Here is a 19,453-nt window from a genome sequence, read left to right on the forward strand (position 1 = left end):
CGTTTAACCATCAATAAAAGGCCGTTGCGGCACCTGGCGAAAACCAGGAGGCGCAGTTGTGTGTTTTCGGGTAACCCCGCAAATCTCGCACTGCCTTGCACAAGGGAGAACAACAATGAAAAAGACCTTCGATTACATCGTAGTGGGCGGCGGTTCCGGTGGTTGTGTGGTTGCCGGTCGGCTGAGCGAAGATCCGGACGTCAGTGTTTGTTTGCTGGAGGCCGGTGGTGGCGGGCAGTCCAGCCTGGTCAATATCCCCGCAGCGATGGTGGCAATGGTCCCGACTTCGGTGAATAACTGGGCCTTCGACACCGTCCCGCAAATGGGGCTGGAAGGGCGCAAGGGCTACCAGCCACGGGGTAAGGCACTGGGTGGTTCCTCTGCGATCAACGCCATGATCTACGTGCGGGGTCATCAATGGGACTACGACCATTGGGCCGCCCTGGGCAATACCGGTTGGGGGTTCAAGGATGTCTTGCCGTACTTCCGACGCAGCGAGCACAACGAGCGCATCGGCAACGACTTGCACGGGCGGGGTGGGCCGTTGTGGGTCGGCGATTTGCGTTCGGACAATCCATTCCAGCAACGTTTTCTGGAGGCGGCCCGCGAGACCGGTTTACCGCTCAACGACGACTTCAACGGTGAGGAACAGGAAGGCGTTGGCATCTATCAAGTCACGCAAAAACACGGTGAACGCTGCAGCGCGGCGCGGGCGTATCTGTTGCCGTATGTGGACGTGCGCAACAACCTGACCGTCGAAACCCGGGCCCAGGTGCAACGCATCCTGTTCGAAGGCACTCGCGCCGTGGCTGTCGAGGTGCTGCAAAACGGTCAGGCTCTCATCCTGCGTGCCAAGCGGGAAGTCATCCTCGCCGCCGGGGCCTTCCAGACCCCGCAACTGTTGATGTTGTCGGGCGTGGGGCCCAAAGAGGAACTGCAACGCCATGGCATCCCGCTCTTGCAGGATCTGCCTGGTGTTGGGCAGAACCTGCAAGACCATCCGGATTTCGTTTTCGTCTACAAGACCTCAAGCCTGGATGCCATGGGCGTTTCAGTTGCAGGCAGCACCAGAATGCTCAAGGAAGCCGGCCGTTTTCGCCGGGAACGTCGAGGCATGCTGACCTCGAATTTTGCCGAGGGCGGAGCGTTTCTCAAAACGCGCGAAGGGCTGGATAAGCCGGATATTCAATTGCATTTTGTCGTGGCTCCGGTGGAGGACCATGCGCGCAAGTTGCGTCTGGGTCATGGGTTGTCGTGCCACGTTTGCCTGTTGCGTCCGCGCAGCCGCGGAACCGTATCTCTGGCCAGCAAAGACCCGCAAGCGGCACCGCTGATTGATCCGGCGTTTCTTCAGGACCCGCAGGACCTTGAAGATATGGTCGCGGCATTCAAACTGACACGCCGTTTGATGCAGGCACCGGCGCTGGCCAACTGGATCACCCGCGACCTGTACACCGACGGGGTCGAGACCGACGAGCAGATCCGCACCGTACTGCGCCGTCGTACCGACAGTGTTTATCACCCGGTGGGCACTTGCCGCATGGGCGATGACCCACTGGCCGTGGTCGACGCGCAACTTCGTGTACACGGTCTGCAAGGGCTGCGAATCGTTGACGCATCGGTGATGCCTACCCTGATCGGCGGCAACACCAACGCACCGACCATCATGATCGCCGAGAAAGCCGTTGACCTTATCCGCGGTATTGGGCGGGTGTGTTCGTCCGCCCGGACTGAAACGACAGCCACCACTGAAAACAACAATGAGGCATCTTATGTCGTTGCATGAAGTTGGAACCGGCAGTCAGTCGGCAACAGCCTTGAGCGCCATCATCATTGGCAGCGGTTTTGCCGGTATCGGCATGGCCGTTGCCTTGCAAAAGGCCGGTGTGAAGGACTTTGTGATCCTGGAGAAGAAACAGGACGTCGGCGGTGTCTGGCGGGACAACAGTTACCCCGGCGCCGCGTGCGACGTACCTTCGCACCTGTATTCATTTTCGTTCGAGCCGAACCCGGACTGGAGCAGGGTGTTCGCGCCCCAGGCCGAGATTCATGCCTATCTGCGGCATTGCGCTGACAAGTACGGTCTGGACAAGCACATTCGTTTCGGCGGCGAAGTGGTGTCCGCCGAGTTTGATGAACGCACGTCGCTGTGGCACGTGACCCAGCAGGATGGCAGCGTCCTGAGTGCATCGCTGTTGATCAGTGGCACCGGTCAGTTGAGTCGCCCGGCGTTCCCGAAGCTGGCCGGTATGGAAACCTTCAAGGGGCACGTGTTCCACTCGGCGACCTGGGACCACAGCTATTCGCTGGCAGGCAAACGCGTGGCGGTGGTCGGCACCGGTGCTTCGGCCATTCAGTTCGTACCGGCGATTGCCGGGACTGTCGGGCACATGAAGGTGTTCCAGCGCTCGCCGGCGTACCTGATGCCTCGACCGGATCGGGCTTATTCCAAGCGGGTAAAATCATTGCTGCGCAACGTGCCCTGGATGATGACCGCTTACCGTGCCTCGATATACATGCGCTACGAGTCCCGGGCGCTGGCGTTCACCCGATTCAAGGGCTTGATGAAGTGGGCAGTGGGAATTCCGTTCCGTCGACTGTTGTCCGAGCAAGTGCCGGACCCGGTACTGCGCAACAAACTGACCCCGGATTATCCATACGGCTGCAAGCGTATCCTGCTGTCGAGCGAATACCTCCAGACCATGAGCCGGTCCAACGTGGAGTTGGTGACCGACGGCATTGAGCGAGTCACTGAAAGCGGCATTGAAACCGTTGACGGCCAGCGGCATGAAGTCGATGCGATCATCTACGGCACCGGGTTCGCGGCTACCGAGTTTCTGTCGCCGATGCGTATCGTCGGGCGAAATGGCGTGGACCTTAACCATGCCTGGCGCGATGGCACCCGCGCGTATCTGGGGCTGACGGTTGCGCAATTCCCCAATTTCTTCATGTTGTATGGGCCGAACACCAACCTGGGCCACAACTCGATTGTCTACATGCTGGAAAGTCAGATCGCCCACGTCATGCGCTGTTGGCGCACGATGAAGGGTAACGGCGCCAACACTGTGGAAGTCGACCCCAGCGTGTATGACCGCTTTCATGGGCAGGTCCAGCAACGCCTGGTCAACACGGTGTGGAACGGCTGCAAGAGCTGGTATGTGGATGACGCTGGCAACAACAGCACCAACTGGCCGGGGTTCACCTTGAGCTATCGCTGGCTGACGCGGTTTTCCGGGTTGCATGCATACCGCTTCACACGCGAGTTTGAAGGCGGCGCGACCGTAGGCGAATCCCGCGACTGGCCAGAAACATTGAGCGCCGGATTCCTGAGGGTTTTTCTTCGCACCACGTTTCGCTCGCTGATCGGGCCGGGGTTGGCTGCGCCAGCGCAGAGAAAGGTCGTGAGCCTATTGTCCAGGTTGATGCCAGGCACTGGCGGCGTGATTCGTTATCGTCAGCAGGCCAACGGCGTTCCCGTGCAAGTGGTCGCACCGCAGCAGGGTGAAAACGGCGGGGTCATTCTGTACCTGCATGGCGGGGCGTTCTGCCTAGGCTCGCCGGATACACATTGGAGCATCACCGGCCGCTTGGCCAAGGCTTCGGGGATGTCGGTGTGGGTAGCTGATTATCGCCTGGCGCCAGAACATCCTTGCCCGGCGGCATTGGACGATGCGCTGGCCTGCTATCAGACGCTACGGGCTCAGGGATATGCCGCTGACCGAATCTTCCTGGCCGGCGATTCGGCGGGTGCCGCGCTGGTATTGGCTCTGGCGCTCAAGCTGCGTGATCTTCACCCGCATTTTGCCGCCGGCATGCTTCTGATGTCGCCAGTGACTGACGACAGCCTGAGCGGTGCTTCCATGACCTCGCGGGTAGAACAGGATCCGATGATCCGTCGCGGCTGGCTGGAGCAAGGGCTGGGCTGGTATGCCGGTACGCAGGTGATGGGCTATCCGCTTGAGGTGGACCTGCAAGGGCTGCCGCCGATGTTGATCCAGGTCGGTGACCATGAGCTGTTATTGTCTGACGCCACCCGATTGGCCGAGCATGCGCTTGACTGCGGGGTGAATTGCCGCCTGGAGGTGTATGCCGCACGCTGGCACGTGTTCCAGTTGCAAGCCTTCTACCTGCGTTCGGCGGCCAAGGCGTTGAAGACCCTCGGCGCATTTGCCCGGGAGCAACTGGCACGCACGAAGCCTGAAATGACGTAAAACCAAAAACACAAAAGCCCGCCATCCTCTTGAGGGTGGCGGGCTTTTCGGCGTTTTAATGGGCGTTCTTACTCGCCGGTCTGTAACGGCACAATTGGGCCAATGCCTTAAGCTGATATCATTCAAGACCTGACATACCGAGTAGAAAAAATGAACCGTCAAAAGAAACTAAAGCAGCTGTTCAAGGCTAAGACCAAAAAGGCCAGTGCCAAACTGGCACCGAAGAGCAAGCCTAAATACATTTGTAAAGCGGACCGATTGAAGCTGGCGGCAGAAACCGTTGGCGAGTCAACGATCGCCTCTGAGAGCTGATTCAGGTCGGACCGCGTAGACGTGGTCGACTCCTTCCTTCGCGGCTTTGAATGACCAGATCCCCCTCGCTACATTTGACCGGCCGATTTCTGCGCCCCTGGTTCCGTTGAACCTGGGGGCTTTGTTATTCATCGGTCATGCATGATCGGGAGTTGCTTCGCCGCGGACCTAACGGATACCGGCACCCGCCATGGATTCTGGCACCCACTGCGCCGTCGATAGCGGCTCGATGTAGCGGATGCCGCCATGGGGGCCCACCACGCCATTGATGTTGTAGGTGCCTTTGGACAGGTCGTAAGTCATGAAAGGGGTGGCGTCCGGGACCTGCTGGTCGTAGCTCTGGCTGAAGAACGCGAAGGAGCCGCGGTATAGCTGGCCACTGGTGTCGTACTGATCGGAGGCCACCGCGGCCCAGGTGTCTTCATCCAGGTAGAAGCGGCGCTTCTGGTAGATGTGCTTCGCCCCCGGCTTGAGGTTGCCCTCCACGACGTAGACCCGGTGCTTTTCCCAACGTACGAAGTCCGGGGAAATGAAGTCAGGCGTGGTCAGCGACTTGGCAGCGCGAGCGTAGGTGAGTTTGTAAGTGTTGTAGGGCACGATCATTTCCTGCTTGCCCACCAGCGTCCAGTCGTACAACTCAAGTGCACGGGCAGTACCGGGGTTGGGGGTGTCGTAGGCCAGGATCGAGATCTGTTTGACGCGGCGCTGGGCAGGCATGTACTGCCAGGCGCGGCCAGGGAACTCCGCCGGGTTGGTCGCGTTCTTGAGCATGATCGATTCGCCGGCTCGGCGCGCAGGTCCGGTATAGGACAGCTTCAACTGATAGTAGATGTCGGAGCTGTTGAACGGTTTCGACAGGTTCTCGTAGATCGGGAAGGAGACGAATGCCTCGCCGGTGACCGCCAGGCTCGGTACACCCGCCGTGTCGACGCTCCAGGAGTCGTACTTGGAGTGGATGTTGACGCCCTGGTAGCGCAGCAGGAAATTCCACATCGCTTCGGCGCCGGATTGCGGAATCGGGAAAGGCACCCCGGGCATCACATTGTCGATGGCGATCCCGCCGTTGAGGGACCTGGCGTTGGTGGCATTTCTAAGGCTGTTGTCCAGTACCGCCTGTGGGAGCGATGCCGTACGGTGGGTCGGATAGACGTCGACGCGAAAGGCGGGGTAGCGCTTGGCCAACGCTACAGTGGTGGCGGTCAGCATGCCTTTGTAAGCTTCGACGTTCTTGCCGTTGATCACCAGCAACGGTCTTTCGCCCGCGAAGGGGTCCGGGCGCATGCTGTCGCCGGTCTTGAAACCGGGCGGCGCAGTGGTCAGGCCACCGTTGTAGGGCGGAATGGAACCGTCGGCATTACCGGCCTTTTCGGCTCCCACCCACGTCAGGCTGGTGCCCAGCCGGGCGGCTTCCTGGCTCGATACATAGGCGCGGGCATCGATCGCCAGCGCCATGAGGGGTACGGCAGCCAGAAGACTTTTCACGAATGTCATATTGTTATTCTCCTGCCTGGCGTACCAGGCAACTCGTGACTCAGGCGCAGCAGTCGCTTACGTCGACTCATCACCAGAGACTTTTTCAGTACTGCCATTAGATAGCCGCCTTATCAGGGGCGCTTTTCATTCGACGACAGCCCCTTGGCTATTGATGACAGGCCCGGGCTGTCTCGTCGGGCATTCGATGGGAGAGTGACTGTCACTTGTTTGTATTTTTCAGCGGAATCATTGGGTTACCGAATGGTCATAGCTATGTCTGAACACTGCCCGGACGAAGGTTTCGAGCAGCCATGACCCTTCCATACTTCCGACGTTTAGGACGTTCATATGAATCGCGCAGTAATCTTGATCGTGGCCATTTCCAGCGCCGTCTTGTTGGGAGGGTGCGGCCCGCACTGGGATGACGGAGAGCGGTACGGGCGATATCACGATCATGACCATCGACGTGGTTACGACCAGAGAGGGGACGATGATCGAGGTTATGACCGTGACTATGATCGCAGGGACTATGATCGCGATCACCGTCGCTACCGTGATCGCGATGACAACGACGACTGATAGGTTCAACGTCATTGAAATGCAGGGGGGCTAGTGGGGAGCTGCGTAAAATAGGGGCAGGAAAAGCCCAAGGTTATCATTTTGCCAAGCCGACGTGGCAACAGGGGGCCAGTAACAGGACAGTCCCCCTTTTCCAGTACCAACCCACTAACCGGCAAATACGGATGAAGCATTTTTCAAGGGAGATACTCATGGCATCAGGGCAATGTCTTTGCGGGGCGGTACGTTTTTCCCTGGCGGTTGAACCCCGATTTTTCTATCGCTGCCATTGCACCCTGTGCCGCAAGCAAACCGGGGTTGGCCATAATCTTGCCACGCTGGTCAACGCTCGCGACTTTCGGTGGGAGCAAGGGCAAGGGACGATCACGGGGTGGCGCAAACCCAGCGGCTACAGAAATGACTTTTGCTCACGATGTGGCTCGACCGTGCCTAATGTTCTTCGCGAAACGCCTTACTACTGGATTCCGCTTGGACTTCTCGATGGCGAGTTGAGCATGGAGTGTGTTGGAGATTTCTGCACCGATGATGCTATGTCGTGGGATGAACAACGCTCGGCAAAAAGTCATTGCGCAGCCCCGGATTCACTGGGGTTTCTTCTGCATGAGTTGCAGGTCGATGCTTGACTCAGGCGCGAGGTCGGCTTTGGGACCCGTTGACAGTTGGAAGGTGAACAACCACAGCACCAGGGCCGTCACACTGATCGTTGCGCCCAGCAAGCTGACGGCAATCCACCCCCATAGCGCATAAACCTGCGTCGCGGCGGCGGCACCCAGCGCGCTGCCCACCGAGTAAAAGCACATGTAGGCGCCGACCATGCGGCTATGGGCGTCGGGCCGTGCCGCGAAAATCAGGCTCTGGTTGGTGACGTGTACGGCCTGCACAGCGAAGTCGAGCAAGACCACTCCACAAACCAACGCGATCAGTGACGACTGTGCAAAGGCGATGGGCAGCCAGGACAGCGTCAGGATCGCCAGAGAAACGCCGGTGACGCGTTGCCCCAAACCCTGGTCGGCCCAGCGCCCGGATCTTCTGGCCGCAAGGGCGCCGGCGACGCCCGCCAGGCCAAACAGGCCGATGACCGTGTGCGAAAGCGACAGTGGTGGGGCGCTCAACGGCAGCACCATGGATGTCCAAAGCACGGAAAAAGCGGCGAAGATCAACAAGGCCAGCAGGCCCCTGATGCGCAACACCGGTTCGGTCATGAACAGCGTGAAGAGCGAGCGGATGAGTGTCGGATAGGTGTATCGACTGCGTGGCGTCACTGCCGCAGGCAACACTTTCCAGAACACCGCTGCGAGGGTCAGCATCAATCCCGAGGAAACGAAATACACGGCGCGCCAGCCCGCCAGATCGGCGATCAGCCCGGAGGTGAAGCGCGCCAGAAGAATGCCCAGGACAATGCCACTGGTGACGGTTCCCACGGCCTGGCCACGTTGTGACGGCGTTGCCAGCGCGGCGGTGCAGGCCACCAGCACTTGAACCATCACGGCCAGCAAACCCACGGCGATCATGGCCCCCAACAGGGTCAGCCATTGCTGTGCGGCGCCGACTCCCGCCAGCGCAATCGCAGACAGCAGCATTTGCGTCAAAATCTGCCCTTTTCGGTTTAACAAGTCGCCCAGAGGGACGATGAACAGCAACCCCAGCGCGTAACCGACTTGAGTCGCCGTCACCACAAACCCGACCATTGATGGGGCAACATCAAGGCTGCGGGCCATTGAGTCGAGTAAGGGTTGTGCGAAGTAGACGTTGGCGACGGCAAGCGCGCAGGTGACAGAAAATAGAAACGTGAGTTGCGCAGACAGCCCCGAAGCCTGCGCGAGGAAAGGATGGGTGGCTGAATCGGTATCTGCTTTCACGTGAGCCTCCGTGGCGCTAAACTGGTTTCAATTAGCAACTGGATTCATTGTTGTCGAATCAGGTTTCATATTGCAACCACATTACTCAAGACCAGACGACGGACTTGGCAGTCGTTATCCAAAAGGTAAACACGATGGTCGTAGACCCTTCATCGCAAAGCAGCGAATGCCCGGTAGCACGAACACTGGAAGCCATCGGGGATCGTTGGTCGCTCATGATCATTCGCGACGCGTTTGACGACATTCGCCGATTCAGCGAATTTCAAAAAAGCCTGGGGGTGGCCAGGAACATTCTGGCATCGCGCCTGAAGACGTTGGTTGAGGTCGGTGTATTCGACGTTCAACCGGCGTCGGATGGAAGTGCCTACAAGGAATACGTCCTGACGGAGAAAGGGCGTGAGATCTTTCCTGTGGTGGTGAGTATGAGGCAGTGGGGCGAACGTTTTCTGTTCACGGGGGACGAGACGCGTTCAGTGCTGTTGGACAATGAGTACGGCCAGTCCCTGATGCCAATTGAAGTTCGCTCCTCGAGCGGCCAAAAACTTGGACCGTCCGACTGCCACAGAGTGAGGGTGGTTGCCGGCGAGTCGTGAATCGAACGGTTGAAGGCGATTCAGTCGAGCAGCGACACCAGCCGCGGTTCGATTGACTGGTCAACCACCTCAAGCAACGCCAGGGTGACAGGCAACTTGAAGCGTCGGCGCCCGGCACTGCCTGGATTCAGGAACAGCCGTTCACCGCGCCAGTCGATGCACGGTTTGTGCGAATGACCGGTGATCACCAGCTTGATGCGGCTATCAAGATCGGCCGCCACGTCGGCGATGTCATGCACCAGCAGCACCGTCCAGCCGTTGAACTCCAGGTGCAGACAATCGGGCAACCCCCGCGCCCAGGATGCGTCCAGGTCATTGTTGCCCCGCACCGCATCCACCGGCGCGATCGCGGCCAATTGGTCGAGGATCGCCTCGCTACCGATGTCACCCGCGTGAAGGATGCGATCACAGCCTTGCAGGGCGGCAATGGCTTCGGGGCGGAGCAAACCGTGGGTGTCGGAGATGACGCCGATTTTCATCGCGGGCGGCTCGAGATGCATTCTGCTTCCAGGCTCAAGCGGATGTCTCCTGTGCTGAGCATTGTTGAGCGAAGCAGTCAATTCAACCACATCGAAGCCGGGCCCGGGCGGTAAATGACATCGAAGGCGTAAACTCCGCTTTGGCGGCTGCTCATTGAAACCAGAGCGAGCACAGCCGCCACTTGCGATCAACTAACGTTCTTGTGGCTGGTCAGCAGCTCGCCTTACCTGGTTCAACAGGTGATCGACATCCTCGGCGGTGGTGGCGAACGAGGTGACAAAGCGAACGACATTCGGTCCCCAGCGATCATGGTAGAACCCGAAGCCGGCCTTCAGCAGCGCATCGATCATTGCCGAGTCCAGCCGGCAGAACAGGATGTTCGCCTCGGTGCCGCCGAGCACCTCGACGCCACCCAGGCCCTCAAGCCCTTGCGCCAGGCGCTGGGCGGCAGCGTTGGCCTTGCGTGCATTGCGCAGCCAGAGATCGTCGGTCAGGTACGCATCGATCTGCGCCGACAGAAAACGCATCTTGGAAGAGAGATGGCCTGCACGTTTGCGGCGGTAACTCATCTCGGTGGCAAGGGAGGTGTTGAACAGGACGATCGCTTCCGCCGCCAGCACGCCGTTCTTGGTGGCACCGAACGACAGGGCATCCACGCCGGCCTTCCACGTCATCTCGGCCGGGGAGCAGCCAAGCGACACCAGGGCGTTGGCAAAACGCGATCCATCCATATGCAATCCCAGGGAAGAGGACTTGCAGATGTCACCAATGGCTGCGATTTCATCCAGGGTGTAGATGCTGCCGACTTCGGTGGCCTGAGTGATGCTGACGCAGGCGGGCTGGGTCGTGTGTACGTCGCCGACTTTTTCGCGAGTCCGCTCGCGCAATCGGACGATATCCAGCTTGGCCGCCGGGCCGTCGACGGTCATCAGCTTCGCGCCGTTGGAAAAGAACTCGGGCGCGCCGCATTCATCGTTGTTGATATGGCTGGCCGGGTGGCAGTAGATGTTGCCCCAGGGTGGTGTCATCGCGCTCAGGCACAGGGCGTTGGCGGCGGTGCCGGTGGGCACGAGAAAGACCTCCACGTCGCGCTCGAAGATTTCGCAGAACTTGCGCTTGACCTGTGCCGTCAACTCGTCGGTGCCATAGGGACCCGCCTGGCCCGGACTGTGTTTGACGAGGGCTTGTGCCACCTCCGGCGATGCACCGGCGATGTTGTCACTTGAAAAACCCAGCGCGGGCGGTCTGCTTGTTTCACCGTTCATCATCCAGTTCTCGGCTGCGCAGGCGAAGGTGTTTCGCCCGGATTGGCGCATCCTATGGAGGGGGACGGTTGTTGCGCTTGTAAAAAATTGACGCTCGCCTGATGGTCGACGGCCTAAGTCCTGTAGCGTGATGGCGCGACGCCGAATGCCTGTCGAAAGGCGCGGTTGAAATGGCTTTGATCGTAGAAGCCGACGGCGTGGGCGACATCGATGATCGGTTGCGCGCTGCCAGACAGCAGGCCACACGCCCGTTCGAGACGCAGGCGAAGCAGCCACGCGTGGGGCGTCATGCCGATGGTCCGCTTGAACTGCTTGAGAAACGGGAAGCGCCCCAGCCCACATAGTCCGGCGAGATCATCGAGGGTGATTCGCTCATCGATGTGGCTGAAACAATAGTCCCTGACGCGAGACCATTGCAGGGGTGATAGCGAGCCGGTAATCGTTTCGGGCTTGATTGCCCGTGACTGGCTCAACAGCTGTTCAAGGAGGGTGAACCATTGCGTCTGCACCGCGAGGCTGCCGGGGCCAACGGCCTGCTGCATCGCTTCGTGCAAACCGCGCAGGTTGCCGGCAAGCCCCGTGTCTTCGAGCAACACACCGGCCAATTCAAGCTCTTTCGGTTGACCGCTGATCTCCTCGGCCAGGCTCGCGACCAGCGCCTGGGATAGACGGAATGTCTTGAGCGTATAAGCGCCGCCGTCTTCGGATACACCGTCGTGGATTTCACCCGGCGGCATCAGGGCAACACTTCCCGGCCCCAAAAGAAACGACTCGCCTTTCGCTCGATGACGCTGGATGCCTTCGGTGACAAAACCAATGTGGAAATCGAGGTGGTAATGGCGATCGAAGCCGACATCCGCAAAACGTGCGGACCCCAGCACCAGGCCTGGTACTTCGGACACGTGATGGTACTTGGCTTGCTCAGTCATGAAACCCGTTCAACAATCGGCGAGGAGGGCGAGAGGCTCGAAGTTTAAGTGCGCAAGAGGTATAGATCCATGGGTTGCCAGCAATTGGCCTGAGGTCGTGCATGAGTCATTGAGTGTCAACCGAACTCGCTCGCCATGAGAATGTTGCGCAGCAAGTGATGACGGCTCATTTGTCCGCTGCGCAACGTCCGGTAGCCATCCTAGCTTTGTGGTACCACCCGAGCTTCGTTTCCGGCACCCTCGACGTACACGTTCATGCCTTTTCTCAGCGTCGGGTTGATCGGCTGCGTTACCGAAACCAGTACGCCGCTCTGGGTGCGAACGATGATCTGCTGTGCGTCCACGGGCTGATCATATTTTTTCTTTTCGACGTAGTTGCCGCCTGCCGCCCCCGCGAGGGCTCCGGCGACCATCGCCACATCCCGGCCGGTACCCTGGCCGATCAGGCTACCCAGGCCCAGACCGCCAATACCGCCCAAGATGGCACCGACGCCGCTATCGTGATTGGTCTGCATCTGGGTCTGTGTGATCTGCTCGATTTTCCCCGAGCGAATCTCCATCTCGCCAGCGCCTCCGCTCCCGGCTCCCACCGCGGCACAGCCGCCAAGCAAAAGACCAAAAAGCGAAATCGTCAGCCAGGAAGCGATTGTTTTCATCGTTGAACTCCATTTTCAGAGGAAGTGGATCATGCAAACGCATCCAATGACGTTAGACGAAAAAGTCCGGTTCATGCGCTTGTCTGGCTGTGCAATGCGTTTGAGGTCGAGAAAGCGCGCCATCGCCAGCGCACGACCAGGATGGCCACTGATCCGCCCATGCTCACGCAAAAGGCGGCAGGAGTTCTGGTTGACTCCAGTCGCTCAGGACTCTTGCGCCAAACCTGCTACGGCCTGCAGGAGCCTGGGCATGTTTTCCAGGGCTTTTTTCCTGGCTTCAGTAAATCGGTTCAACACGGCAAGCTTTTCAGGATCCCCCTCCTGCAGGCTTCTCAGCACTGTCGGCAAAAGGTGCAGATGGCACTGCGCAAGCCAGTTGGACAACCCCGCGTGGTTCTTCCATTGCCGCTGATTGCCCAGATAAGCGGCCCACATCCTGACCCAGTCCACCGGTGAGCGTGGCAGCGGGACAAACCCACATAGTTGATTCATCTGCATCTGATCGTCGAGGTGGCTTTCCACGTATGCGATGACTGCGGCGCTGAACAGAATCTGATAACTGCTGACTGTCACCAGGTTGATGCGATTGCCATCAAACGCTTTCACGCTTCCCTCAGGAATAATCGGGACAGCGCTTGCGCTGCAGTCGATATAAAGGGCGTCGGGATCTCCAGCGATGCTGCCCCTTTCGAGGGAGATACGGCTGGCTTCAATCGCGCACACCCGCCCCAGGCGCACTACATTGGTTATGCGCCGTAGCGCACGCAACTCAGCCTGTGAAATGGTCGCAGCACGGAAGGCGGTGGGTTCGACGGCTTGATCGATGCGCAGCAGTTCGCCGGCACTTTCGAGCCTGAGGAACAGGTCCGGGATCGAATCTGCCGCACCTATTGCTTCGAACTGGTTCGCGAGGCTACCGATCGTTCGTACAACATTCTCCTGGCCGGGTTGAAAGTTGGCGCGATCCAACAGCCAGGGGGCGTTTGGAACGATCCATTGAATCCTGCCTGGTGCCACGCCATTCTGCAGCAGCCACAGACACGCATCGATGCCGGTCTTTCCTCCCCCCACCACCACGTAACGCAAGTAAGGCTGTCCGATCTTTGGCAAGTCGTTGAGCGGTACGCACCGTATACCAGGCTCTATCAGGTAATGCGGAGGATGGGTCGAAGGAACGGCTGCCTGTGAAATAGTCGCATCCACCAGCTTCCTTCGGACCTGGACAGCATTACGTTCGCCGGTGAGCAGGGAAGTGATGCAATGACTATCGGTGCGATCACCTTCGTAGTTGTGCATCGGAAAATATCGCACCCGACCTGACGGCAAGAATCGATGATGCATAAGCTGATCGAAGTAACTGACAATCTCGGCGCCTGAGGCCAATTCATACAAGCCACCGCCCCATTCGGATTCGTCCTTCTGGCCGGAGCCCAACTCGCAGGAGTTAACGCCATAGAAGGCAGACGGCTGGTGCAAGCGGACGAACGAGTAGGCATCGTTCCAGTGTCCACCAGGTTGAGCGTGTCGATCCACCATCAGCACACTCGCATCCGACTGATCGAGCAATGTATCGACGAAGGCCATGGCTGTTGCCCCCGCGCCGATGACCAGATAATCCGTTGCCATGGTGGATGTGTTCATAGGTACGCCCTGATGAAAGTTGAAAATACTCCTCCATCGAATCAGGCTAGTTGTTTTCGCTTGTCGCAAAAGAACAGTTGTTCCTTGCCGACATAGCCAACAGATTTAAAGACTCTCTAAATACCATGTCGACTCTGGAAAGCGGCCAGTTGGTCACCGTGCCGGACGATTACATTGACCGCCAGGTCGTCTTCTGGATGCTGTGGCCAGCCAGCCGTTATGCCTCGCCCAAGTTGCGCGTGTTCATTGACTGCATGAGTGCGCACTTGCGCACCTGATCGTTTACGCCTGCAGGTTCAGTATCACCCTCGTCTGACCGGCATCAGGGCGAACCCGCTCCCGCAGGGTGTGGGCTTAACCCAAGGCTGTGAAATCGCTGGCGTGCAGTTCCTGGACGCCCACCAGTTGGATTTCGAACTCGGGGGTGGCGTCGGCGTTGACACTGCCCTGGAGAATGCCATTGGCAAAGCGCAGTTGACCGGTGGCGTTGGCAGGGTCGAAGGCATTGCTGCCGATGAAGGTGAAGGCGTCGACGGTTGCGGTCAGCGGGTTGGCGTCCAGGCCGGTGAAATCCAGAAGATCGCCCTCGGTGCTCTTGAAACCGTTGATCACATCGCGCAAAGCCCCGACGCCCATGTCCGACAGCGCACTGAACGCGAAGGTATCCGCGCCAGTGCCACCGATGAGGTTGTCGGTGCCTGTACCGCCAATCAGCCGGTCATCGCCCGAACCGCCCACCAGCGTATCGTTGCCCGCACCACCGTTCAGAACGTTCGCGGCGCTGTTGCCCGAGAGACTGTCGGCGTAGGCGCTTCCCGTCAGGTTTTCGCAGAATTTCAAGGTATCGAGCCCGGAACCCGTGGTGTTTTGTTGCGCTGACGTCGAGAGGTTTACGGTAACGCCGGACAGGGCGCGCTCAAAAGACACCGTGTCATTGCCATCGCGTCCGTCCAGCACGTTGTTGCCGGCTCCGGCGAACAGCGTGTTGTCCAGCGCGTTGCCCGTGCCATTGGCGGCGCCAGTGCTATCGACATACAGATGTTCAACGTTATTGCTGAGGGTAAAGGCCGCCAGGCTGCTGTGCACACTGTCGACTCCTCCAGGCGCCGCACTGCTGTTGGTCTCGATCACGGTGTCATCGGCGTTGTCGACATAATAGGTGTCGTTGCCATCGCCGCCGCTCATGCTGTCGGCCCCTGCGGCACCGTCGAGCACGTTATTGGCAGCATTGCCGGTGATAAAGTTGTGCCGCTCATTGCCGGTGCCGTTGATGTCCGACACGCCGGTGAGCACCAGATTCTCGAGATTGGCGCCCAGGGTCCAGCTGACGGAAGCCTGCACTGTATCGATCTGCGAGGTCGAGGTGCTGGTTTCCACCACGCGGTCGAACGCGTTGTCGACCACATAGATATCGTTGCCATTGCCACCGGTCATGGTGTCGGCGCCCAGTTTGCCATCCAGCGTGTCGTTGCCCGAGCTGCCCGCCAGGGTATCCGCCTGGTCGGTACCGGAAATCATGTTCCGGGCGTTGTCGAAAATGTCCTGCACGCTGTTGTTGTCGTTGGGGTTGCCCTGGAAGCCAAGGTCATTGGCAATGTAGTCGGCCAAACGCTGGCCGACGATCTCCGCCGACTCCTCGTGCAGGTGCCAGACGTCGTCGGGATACGCCAGCGGATTGACTTCGTGGCGCAAGGGGAGGTCGGTGTAGTCCACCGCCAGCTTGACGTCGGCGCGCTCGGCGGCGATGGCTTCCTGGGCTGCGCGGACATAACCACCCCCCTCGACGATGGAGGCAATTTTCTCCTCCGAATAACCACGGGCACGCGCTGCGTCCTGTTCGTAGTGACCGGTTTCCATCATGTACACGCTGAAGTTGCCGAACTGGGCATGCAGGTAATCAAACACCTTCAGGGTCGCGGCCTTGTACGCCGCTGCTGCCGCTGCTTTGTCCGTGGCTCGGGCGATCTCCTGGGCTGCTTCCTCGCCCTGGCCCCAAATGATGCCCATGGTGACGTTACTGATCGATTGTAGTTCGCTGAGCTGACCCCGCAGCAGCGTCACGGCGCGCAACAACGCGGCCCCGGGCTGGTTGGTGTCGGTCAGCCACCAGCACAACTCGAGTTCCCCGGCGCTCAGCGTCGACAGGCCGGTGACCGTGCTGCCGCCCACCGCGATGTCGATACCGTTGCCATCGGCATCGGTGAACTGGCTACGCACGTCATAGGGGGAGTAGCGGTCCAGGTCGTTGACCAGCATCGAGGTGCCGGACTGACCGTCGTCCTCCGTCATGCGCAGCAGGCGCGCATTGGATTGGCCGAGGGTGGGCAGATAGAGGATGTCCTGCCGGGTGCTCTCGCCGAACACGAAGTCGCTGGCGGTCAGGGTGTTGAGGTAGTTGCCGAAGAGCGCGATTTCAAAACGATTGCCATCGGCATCCGTTTCGGCGGACTTGATGTAGGTCTTGTCGCCGGCCGCGTTGAGGGTGATGTACAACGTGCCATTGCTGCCATCGCCGAGGCCGAGAAAGCCCAGGCCCGAAACATCGATCTTGTCGACGCCGGCGGTGAAGTCATAAATCGTGTCGGTGGCCGTGACACCGCCGGTGTCGTAGTCGCGGTAGCTGTCGAGCACGTTGGTGTAGCGGAAGGTGTCGGCACCGTCGCCGCCGTACAGTGAGTCGCGTCCGGCGCCGCCGTCGACGGTGTCGGCGCCAGTGCCGGCCTTGATCGTGTCGTTGCCACCGAGGCCAAGGATCAGGTCGGCACCCGCCGTGCCGTTGAGGGTTTCGGCATTGTTGGTGCCGGTGACGGTGTTGGCGGGCGCATCGGCCACCGCCAGGGCGAAGCTATCGCTGACCGATGCACCGGCCGGGTCCGTGGCTCTGACCAGCACGTTGTAATTACCGGACGCGGTGCTGGTCGGCATGCCGGTGAAGGTCAGGTTGCTGGCATTGAAGCTCAGCCACGCGGGCAGGGCGCTGCCATCGGCCAGGGTGGCGGTGTAGCTGAGGCTGTCATTGTCCGGATCGATGAAGCTGGTGGCCGGCACCACGTAGCTGAACACGGTGTTTTCGGTGGCGTTCTGATCCGGCAGCGGCGTTGTCAGCACCGGCGCCTGGTTGGTCGGTGACGATGTGGCGAAGACGAAATTGGCGCTGGTCAGTTTGTCGAGGTGGTTGCCGTCCAGTGCCACTTCGAAGCGGTTGCCATTGGCGTCGGCGGTCAGGGACTTGATGTAAGTCTTGGTGCCGGCACTGTTGAGCACCAGGTACACGGTGTTGTTCTTGCCATCCCCCAGGCCGGTGAAACCCATGGCCGAGAGGTCGATCTTGTCGGCGGTGAAATCGAAATCGGTGATCAGGTCACCAAGGTTGGCACCGCCGGTGTTGTAGTTACGGTAACTGTCCAGGCGACTGGAAAACACGAACGTGTCCGACCCGGCACCGCCGGTGAGGGTGTCCATGCCGGCGCCGCCGTCGAGTTTGTCGTCGCCCGCGCCGCCACTGAGGCTGTCGTTGCCCGCCAGGCCGAACAGGGTGTCGGCCGAATCGCTGCCCAACAACGAGTCGCTGCCGCTGGTGCCGGTGATCACCCGATTAAAGATGAAGTTATTGGCCGTCAGGGTGCTGGTCAGGTTGCCCGAGAGGATCAGCTCGAAACGATTGCCACTGGCGTCGGCGTCGTAGTCCTTGATGTAGGTGCGGTCGCTGCTGGCGCTGTAGCTGACCTGCAGGGTGCCGCCACGGCCATTGCCCAGGCCTGTGAAGCCGAGGCCGGCGAGGTCGATCTTGTCCTGGGTGACGTCGAAGTCGGTGATGGTGTCATCAAAGCTTGTGGTCGCGTTGCGGTAACTGTCGGACTGGGCGGTGAAACGGAACGTATCGGCGCCGGTACCGCCGGTGAGTTTGTCGATGCCTGCACCACCCACCAGAATGTCGCCACCGGCCCCGCCATTGAGGGTGTCGTTGCCGGCAACGCCGTAGAAAATCTCGCTGGCGGCGCTGCCCAGCAAGGTGTCGTTGCCAGCCGTACCTTGCACGGTGGTCATCGGCACCGTGGCGCTGACGTAGCTGCCGTCGCCATAGACCAGCGTGGCACCGTTACTGGTGTGGCTGATGGTGTTGCCGATGATGGCGTTGCGATCGGTGCCGTCTTCATTGCGCTCTGCAACGCCATAGGTCGACAGGTCGCTGCCGGTGATGATGTTGCCCTGGATGGTGTTATCGCTGCCGTTGAAGTACTTGCCGGACACGCCCAGGGTGTCGTCGTAGGACTGGATGATGATCTCCGGTACGGGGCTGCCCAGGGAATTGTTGTTGAGCGTGTTGTCGATGATCTCGACGTGGTTGCTGCCGTAGATGCGGATCCCGGCACTGGCGTTGTCGTGAATGTCGACGCCACTGACGGTCACCTCGCTGGACAGTTTGATCAGCACCCCTTCGGCGCCGTTGCCGTACACCTCGCCACCGGTGATGGTGATGTTGCTGGGGGAGGGGATGTCCTCGCTGCCGCGCTGCACCACGATGCCAGTGCCGCCGTTGTTGTAGGCAACGTTATTGGTGAGTGTGAAGTCGTGGGTGCTGGTAACGATGTTGAAACCGTGCCGGTCGTTGTCGTAGGCGACGTTGTTTTCGAAGGTGCTGTCGCTGAGGAAGTCGGCAACGAAACCGTCCAGGCCGTTGCCGTGGGACACGCTGTTCCTGATGACCATGTTCACGGTCTGCTCGTGGGGGTCGAAACCGTACCCGGAGCAATCCTTGATCTCGACGCTGTCGAGGGTGACGTTGGAGTCGTAGCCCGCTTCGCCGGGAATGTAGCCGTTGAACCAACCGTCGATCTTGCCCGTGGTGTTGTCACGGTTGCCGTCGATGGTGAGGTTGCTGACGCCAAAGTCGTGGGTTTGCTCGCCATAGGCGGAGCGGATGACTCCGGTGATCTTGGTGTCGGAGCCGTCAGCCACCTTGACGGTGGTTGCGCCCATGCCGTCGCCGTACAGGTAGACGTTGCTCTTGAGCATCAGGCAGCCGTCGGAGGGTTCCTCACCTCCCGAAACGATGTAAGTTCCGGTCGGCATGTACACCTGCCCCCCGCCTGCAGCGGCCGCCGCGTCAATTGCATTTTGTATCGCCGCCGTATCGTCAGTGATGCCATCTCCCTTGGCGCCAAAATTTTGTACATTAAAAATCATGAGTTTATCTCCGTATCAGGCGAAAACCTCGGCAGATGCCAATATTCCATCGGCAGCTACCGTGTTATGACCCAACGGAGCGCAAAAGTTGTGACCGCATATCGGGGAAGCGTCAAAAAACAGATCGAACTGATTAGCGGTTATGAAATGTTTCGGGGAAATAACGGTTTGTTGACGACCGCCCAGGTAGCGAGTCCGCAGTGGACCGGGTGGCTCGCGCAGCGGATGGCGCTGAAAAAAAGCTTAAAAGACCGAGACCTTGTATAGG

At 59.6% G+C, this 19,453-nt stretch carries 15 protein-coding genes; 7 read left to right on the forward strand and 8 right to left on the reverse strand.

The genetic code is table 11. The annotated features are described in order from the left end of the window. Positions 1-115: 115 nt before the first annotated feature. The 3 genes from ABIE16_RS09295 to ABIE16_RS09305 all read left to right on the forward strand — a co-directional run bounded on the left by ABIE16_RS09295 (position 116) and on the right by ABIE16_RS09305 (position 4,523). Positions 116-1,786, forward strand: coding sequence for a GMC family oxidoreductase (locus ABIE16_RS09295; RefSeq protein WP_429520943.1), 1,671 nt, complete (start codon positions 116-118; stop codon positions 1,784-1,786). Beyond that, complete coding sequence (locus tag ABIE16_RS09300) at positions 1,773-4,211, forward strand: alpha/beta hydrolase fold domain-containing protein (protein WP_429520944.1); 2,439 nt, start codon at positions 1,773-1,775, stop codon at positions 4,209-4,211. The genes ABIE16_RS09295 and ABIE16_RS09300 overlap by 14 nt, the downstream gene beginning before the upstream one ends. A gap of 150 nt (positions 4,212-4,361) precedes the next feature. Next, on the forward strand, positions 4,362-4,523 hold the full coding sequence (locus tag ABIE16_RS09305; RefSeq protein ID WP_429520945.1) for a DUF2986 domain-containing protein: 162 nt from the start codon (positions 4,362-4,364) through the stop codon (positions 4,521-4,523). A gap of 168 nt (positions 4,524-4,691) precedes the next feature. Here ABIE16_RS09305 and ABIE16_RS09310 read toward each other — a convergent pair whose 3' ends face one another. Next, positions 4,692-6,014, reverse strand: a complete 1,323-nt coding sequence (locus ABIE16_RS09310) for a DUF1329 domain-containing protein (RefSeq protein ID WP_429520946.1) — start codon at positions 6,012-6,014, stop codon at positions 4,692-4,694. Positions 6,015-6,344: 330 nt separating this feature from the next. Between ABIE16_RS09310 and ABIE16_RS09315 the strand changes: the two genes are divergently transcribed. Beyond that, entirely contained in the window at positions 6,345-6,575 is a 231-nt protein-coding gene (locus ABIE16_RS09315; RefSeq protein ID WP_090455175.1) for a hypothetical protein, read from the forward strand. A 191-nt stretch (positions 6,576-6,766) separates the two neighbouring features. Then, the gene (locus ABIE16_RS09320; protein WP_150813169.1) at positions 6,767-7,198 is read left to right on the forward strand and encodes a GFA family protein; all 432 of its coding nucleotides are present in this window, start codon (positions 6,767-6,769) and stop codon (positions 7,196-7,198) included. Here the strand turns inward: ABIE16_RS09320 and ABIE16_RS09325 are convergent. Then, a complete protein-coding gene (locus tag ABIE16_RS09325) occupies positions 7,157-8,434 on the reverse strand; it encodes an MFS transporter (protein ID WP_429520947.1) in 1,278 nt (425 codons plus the stop codon). The two genes, ABIE16_RS09320 and ABIE16_RS09325, sit on opposite strands and share 42 nt — an antisense overlap. Before the next feature lie 134 nt (positions 8,435-8,568). Here ABIE16_RS09325 and ABIE16_RS09330 point away from each other — a divergent pair, with 134 nt between their 5' ends. Then, the gene (locus ABIE16_RS09330; RefSeq protein WP_407515467.1) at positions 8,569-9,027 is read left to right on the forward strand and encodes a winged helix-turn-helix transcriptional regulator; all 459 of its coding nucleotides are present in this window, start codon (positions 8,569-8,571) and stop codon (positions 9,025-9,027) included. A 20-nt stretch (positions 9,028-9,047) separates the two neighbouring features. Here ABIE16_RS09330 and ABIE16_RS09335 read toward each other — a convergent pair whose 3' ends face one another. The 5 genes from ABIE16_RS09335 to ABIE16_RS09355 form a co-directional block, all read right to left on the reverse strand. After that, positions 9,048-9,506 (reverse strand): metallophosphoesterase family protein, encoded by a 459-nt coding sequence (locus tag ABIE16_RS09335; RefSeq protein ID WP_340312210.1) that lies wholly within the window; start codon positions 9,504-9,506, stop codon positions 9,048-9,050. Between the two features lie 192 nt (positions 9,507-9,698). After that, on the reverse strand, positions 9,699-10,775 hold the full coding sequence (locus ABIE16_RS09340; RefSeq protein WP_429520948.1) for a threonine aldolase family protein: 1,077 nt from the start codon (positions 10,773-10,775) through the stop codon (positions 9,699-9,701). Positions 10,776-10,885: 110 nt separating this feature from the next. Then, positions 10,886-11,701: an AraC family transcriptional regulator gene (locus tag ABIE16_RS09345; RefSeq protein ID WP_218495854.1), complete on the reverse strand. Its 816-nt coding sequence runs from the start codon at positions 11,699-11,701 to the stop codon at positions 10,886-10,888. A gap of 200 nt (positions 11,702-11,901) precedes the next feature. Continuing rightward, a complete protein-coding gene (locus ABIE16_RS09350) occupies positions 11,902-12,357 on the reverse strand; it encodes a glycine zipper 2TM domain-containing protein (protein ID WP_150813167.1) in 456 nt (151 codons plus the stop codon). Between the two features lie 204 nt (positions 12,358-12,561). Then, a complete protein-coding gene (locus tag ABIE16_RS09355) occupies positions 12,562-13,998 on the reverse strand; it encodes an NAD(P)-binding protein (protein WP_429520949.1) in 1,437 nt (478 codons plus the stop codon). 125 nt (positions 13,999-14,123) lie between these two features. Here ABIE16_RS09355 and ABIE16_RS09360 point away from each other — a divergent pair, with 125 nt between their 5' ends. After that, entirely contained in the window at positions 14,124-14,276 is a 153-nt protein-coding gene (locus ABIE16_RS09360) for a hypothetical protein (RefSeq protein WP_429520950.1), read from the forward strand. 76 nt (positions 14,277-14,352) lie between these two features. Here ABIE16_RS09360 and ABIE16_RS09365 read toward each other — a convergent pair whose 3' ends face one another. Next, entirely contained in the window at positions 14,353-19,185 is a 4,833-nt protein-coding gene (locus tag ABIE16_RS09365) for a M10 family metallopeptidase C-terminal domain-containing protein (protein ID WP_429520951.1), read from the reverse strand. Between the last annotated feature and the right edge of the window lie 268 nt (positions 19,186-19,453).

The organism is Pseudomonas sp. 2725, from assembly GCF_050434585.1.
Taxonomy (GTDB): domain Bacteria; phylum Pseudomonadota; class Gammaproteobacteria; order Pseudomonadales; family Pseudomonadaceae; genus Aquipseudomonas; species Aquipseudomonas jessenii.

Bases quoted from the DNA above. Each gene is read 5' to 3' on its own strand.
- ABIE16_RS09295 (WP_429520943.1), top strand. From the start codon at position 116: ATGAAAAAGACCTTCGATTACATCGTAGTGGGCGGCGGTTCCGGTGGT.
- ABIE16_RS09300 (WP_429520944.1), top strand. From the start codon at position 1,773: ATGTCGTTGCATGAAGTTGGAACCGGCAGTCAGTCGGCAACAGCCTTG.
- ABIE16_RS09305 (WP_429520945.1), top strand. From the start codon at position 4,362: ATGAACCGTCAAAAGAAACTAAAGCAGCTGTTCAAGGCTAAGACCAAA.
- ABIE16_RS09310 (WP_429520946.1), bottom strand. From the start codon at position 6,014: ATGACATTCGTGAAAAGTCTTCTGGCTGCCGTACCCCTCATGGCGCTG.
- ABIE16_RS09315 (WP_090455175.1), top strand. From the start codon at position 6,345: ATGAATCGCGCAGTAATCTTGATCGTGGCCATTTCCAGCGCCGTCTTG.
- ABIE16_RS09320 (WP_150813169.1), top strand. From the start codon at position 6,767: ATGGCATCAGGGCAATGTCTTTGCGGGGCGGTACGTTTTTCCCTGGCG.
- ABIE16_RS09330 (WP_407515467.1), top strand. From the start codon at position 8,569: ATGGTCGTAGACCCTTCATCGCAAAGCAGCGAATGCCCGGTAGCACGA.
- ABIE16_RS09335 (WP_340312210.1), bottom strand. From the start codon at position 9,506: ATGAAAATCGGCGTCATCTCCGACACCCACGGTTTGCTCCGCCCCGAA.
- ABIE16_RS09340 (WP_429520948.1), bottom strand. From the start codon at position 10,775: ATGATGAACGGTGAAACAAGCAGACCGCCCGCGCTGGGTTTTTCAAGT.
- ABIE16_RS09345 (WP_218495854.1), bottom strand. From the start codon at position 11,701: ATGACTGAGCAAGCCAAGTACCATCACGTGTCCGAAGTACCAGGCCTG.
- ABIE16_RS09350 (WP_150813167.1), bottom strand. From the start codon at position 12,357: ATGAAAACAATCGCTTCCTGGCTGACGATTTCGCTTTTTGGTCTTTTG.
- ABIE16_RS09355 (WP_429520949.1), bottom strand. From the start codon at position 13,998: ATGAACACATCCACCATGGCAACGGATTATCTGGTCATCGGCGCGGGG.
- ABIE16_RS09360 (WP_429520950.1), top strand. From the start codon at position 14,124: ATGTCGACTCTGGAAAGCGGCCAGTTGGTCACCGTGCCGGACGATTAC.
- ABIE16_RS09365 (WP_429520951.1), bottom strand. From the start codon at position 19,185: ATGATTTTTAATGTACAAAATTTTGGCGCCAAGGGAGATGGCATCACT.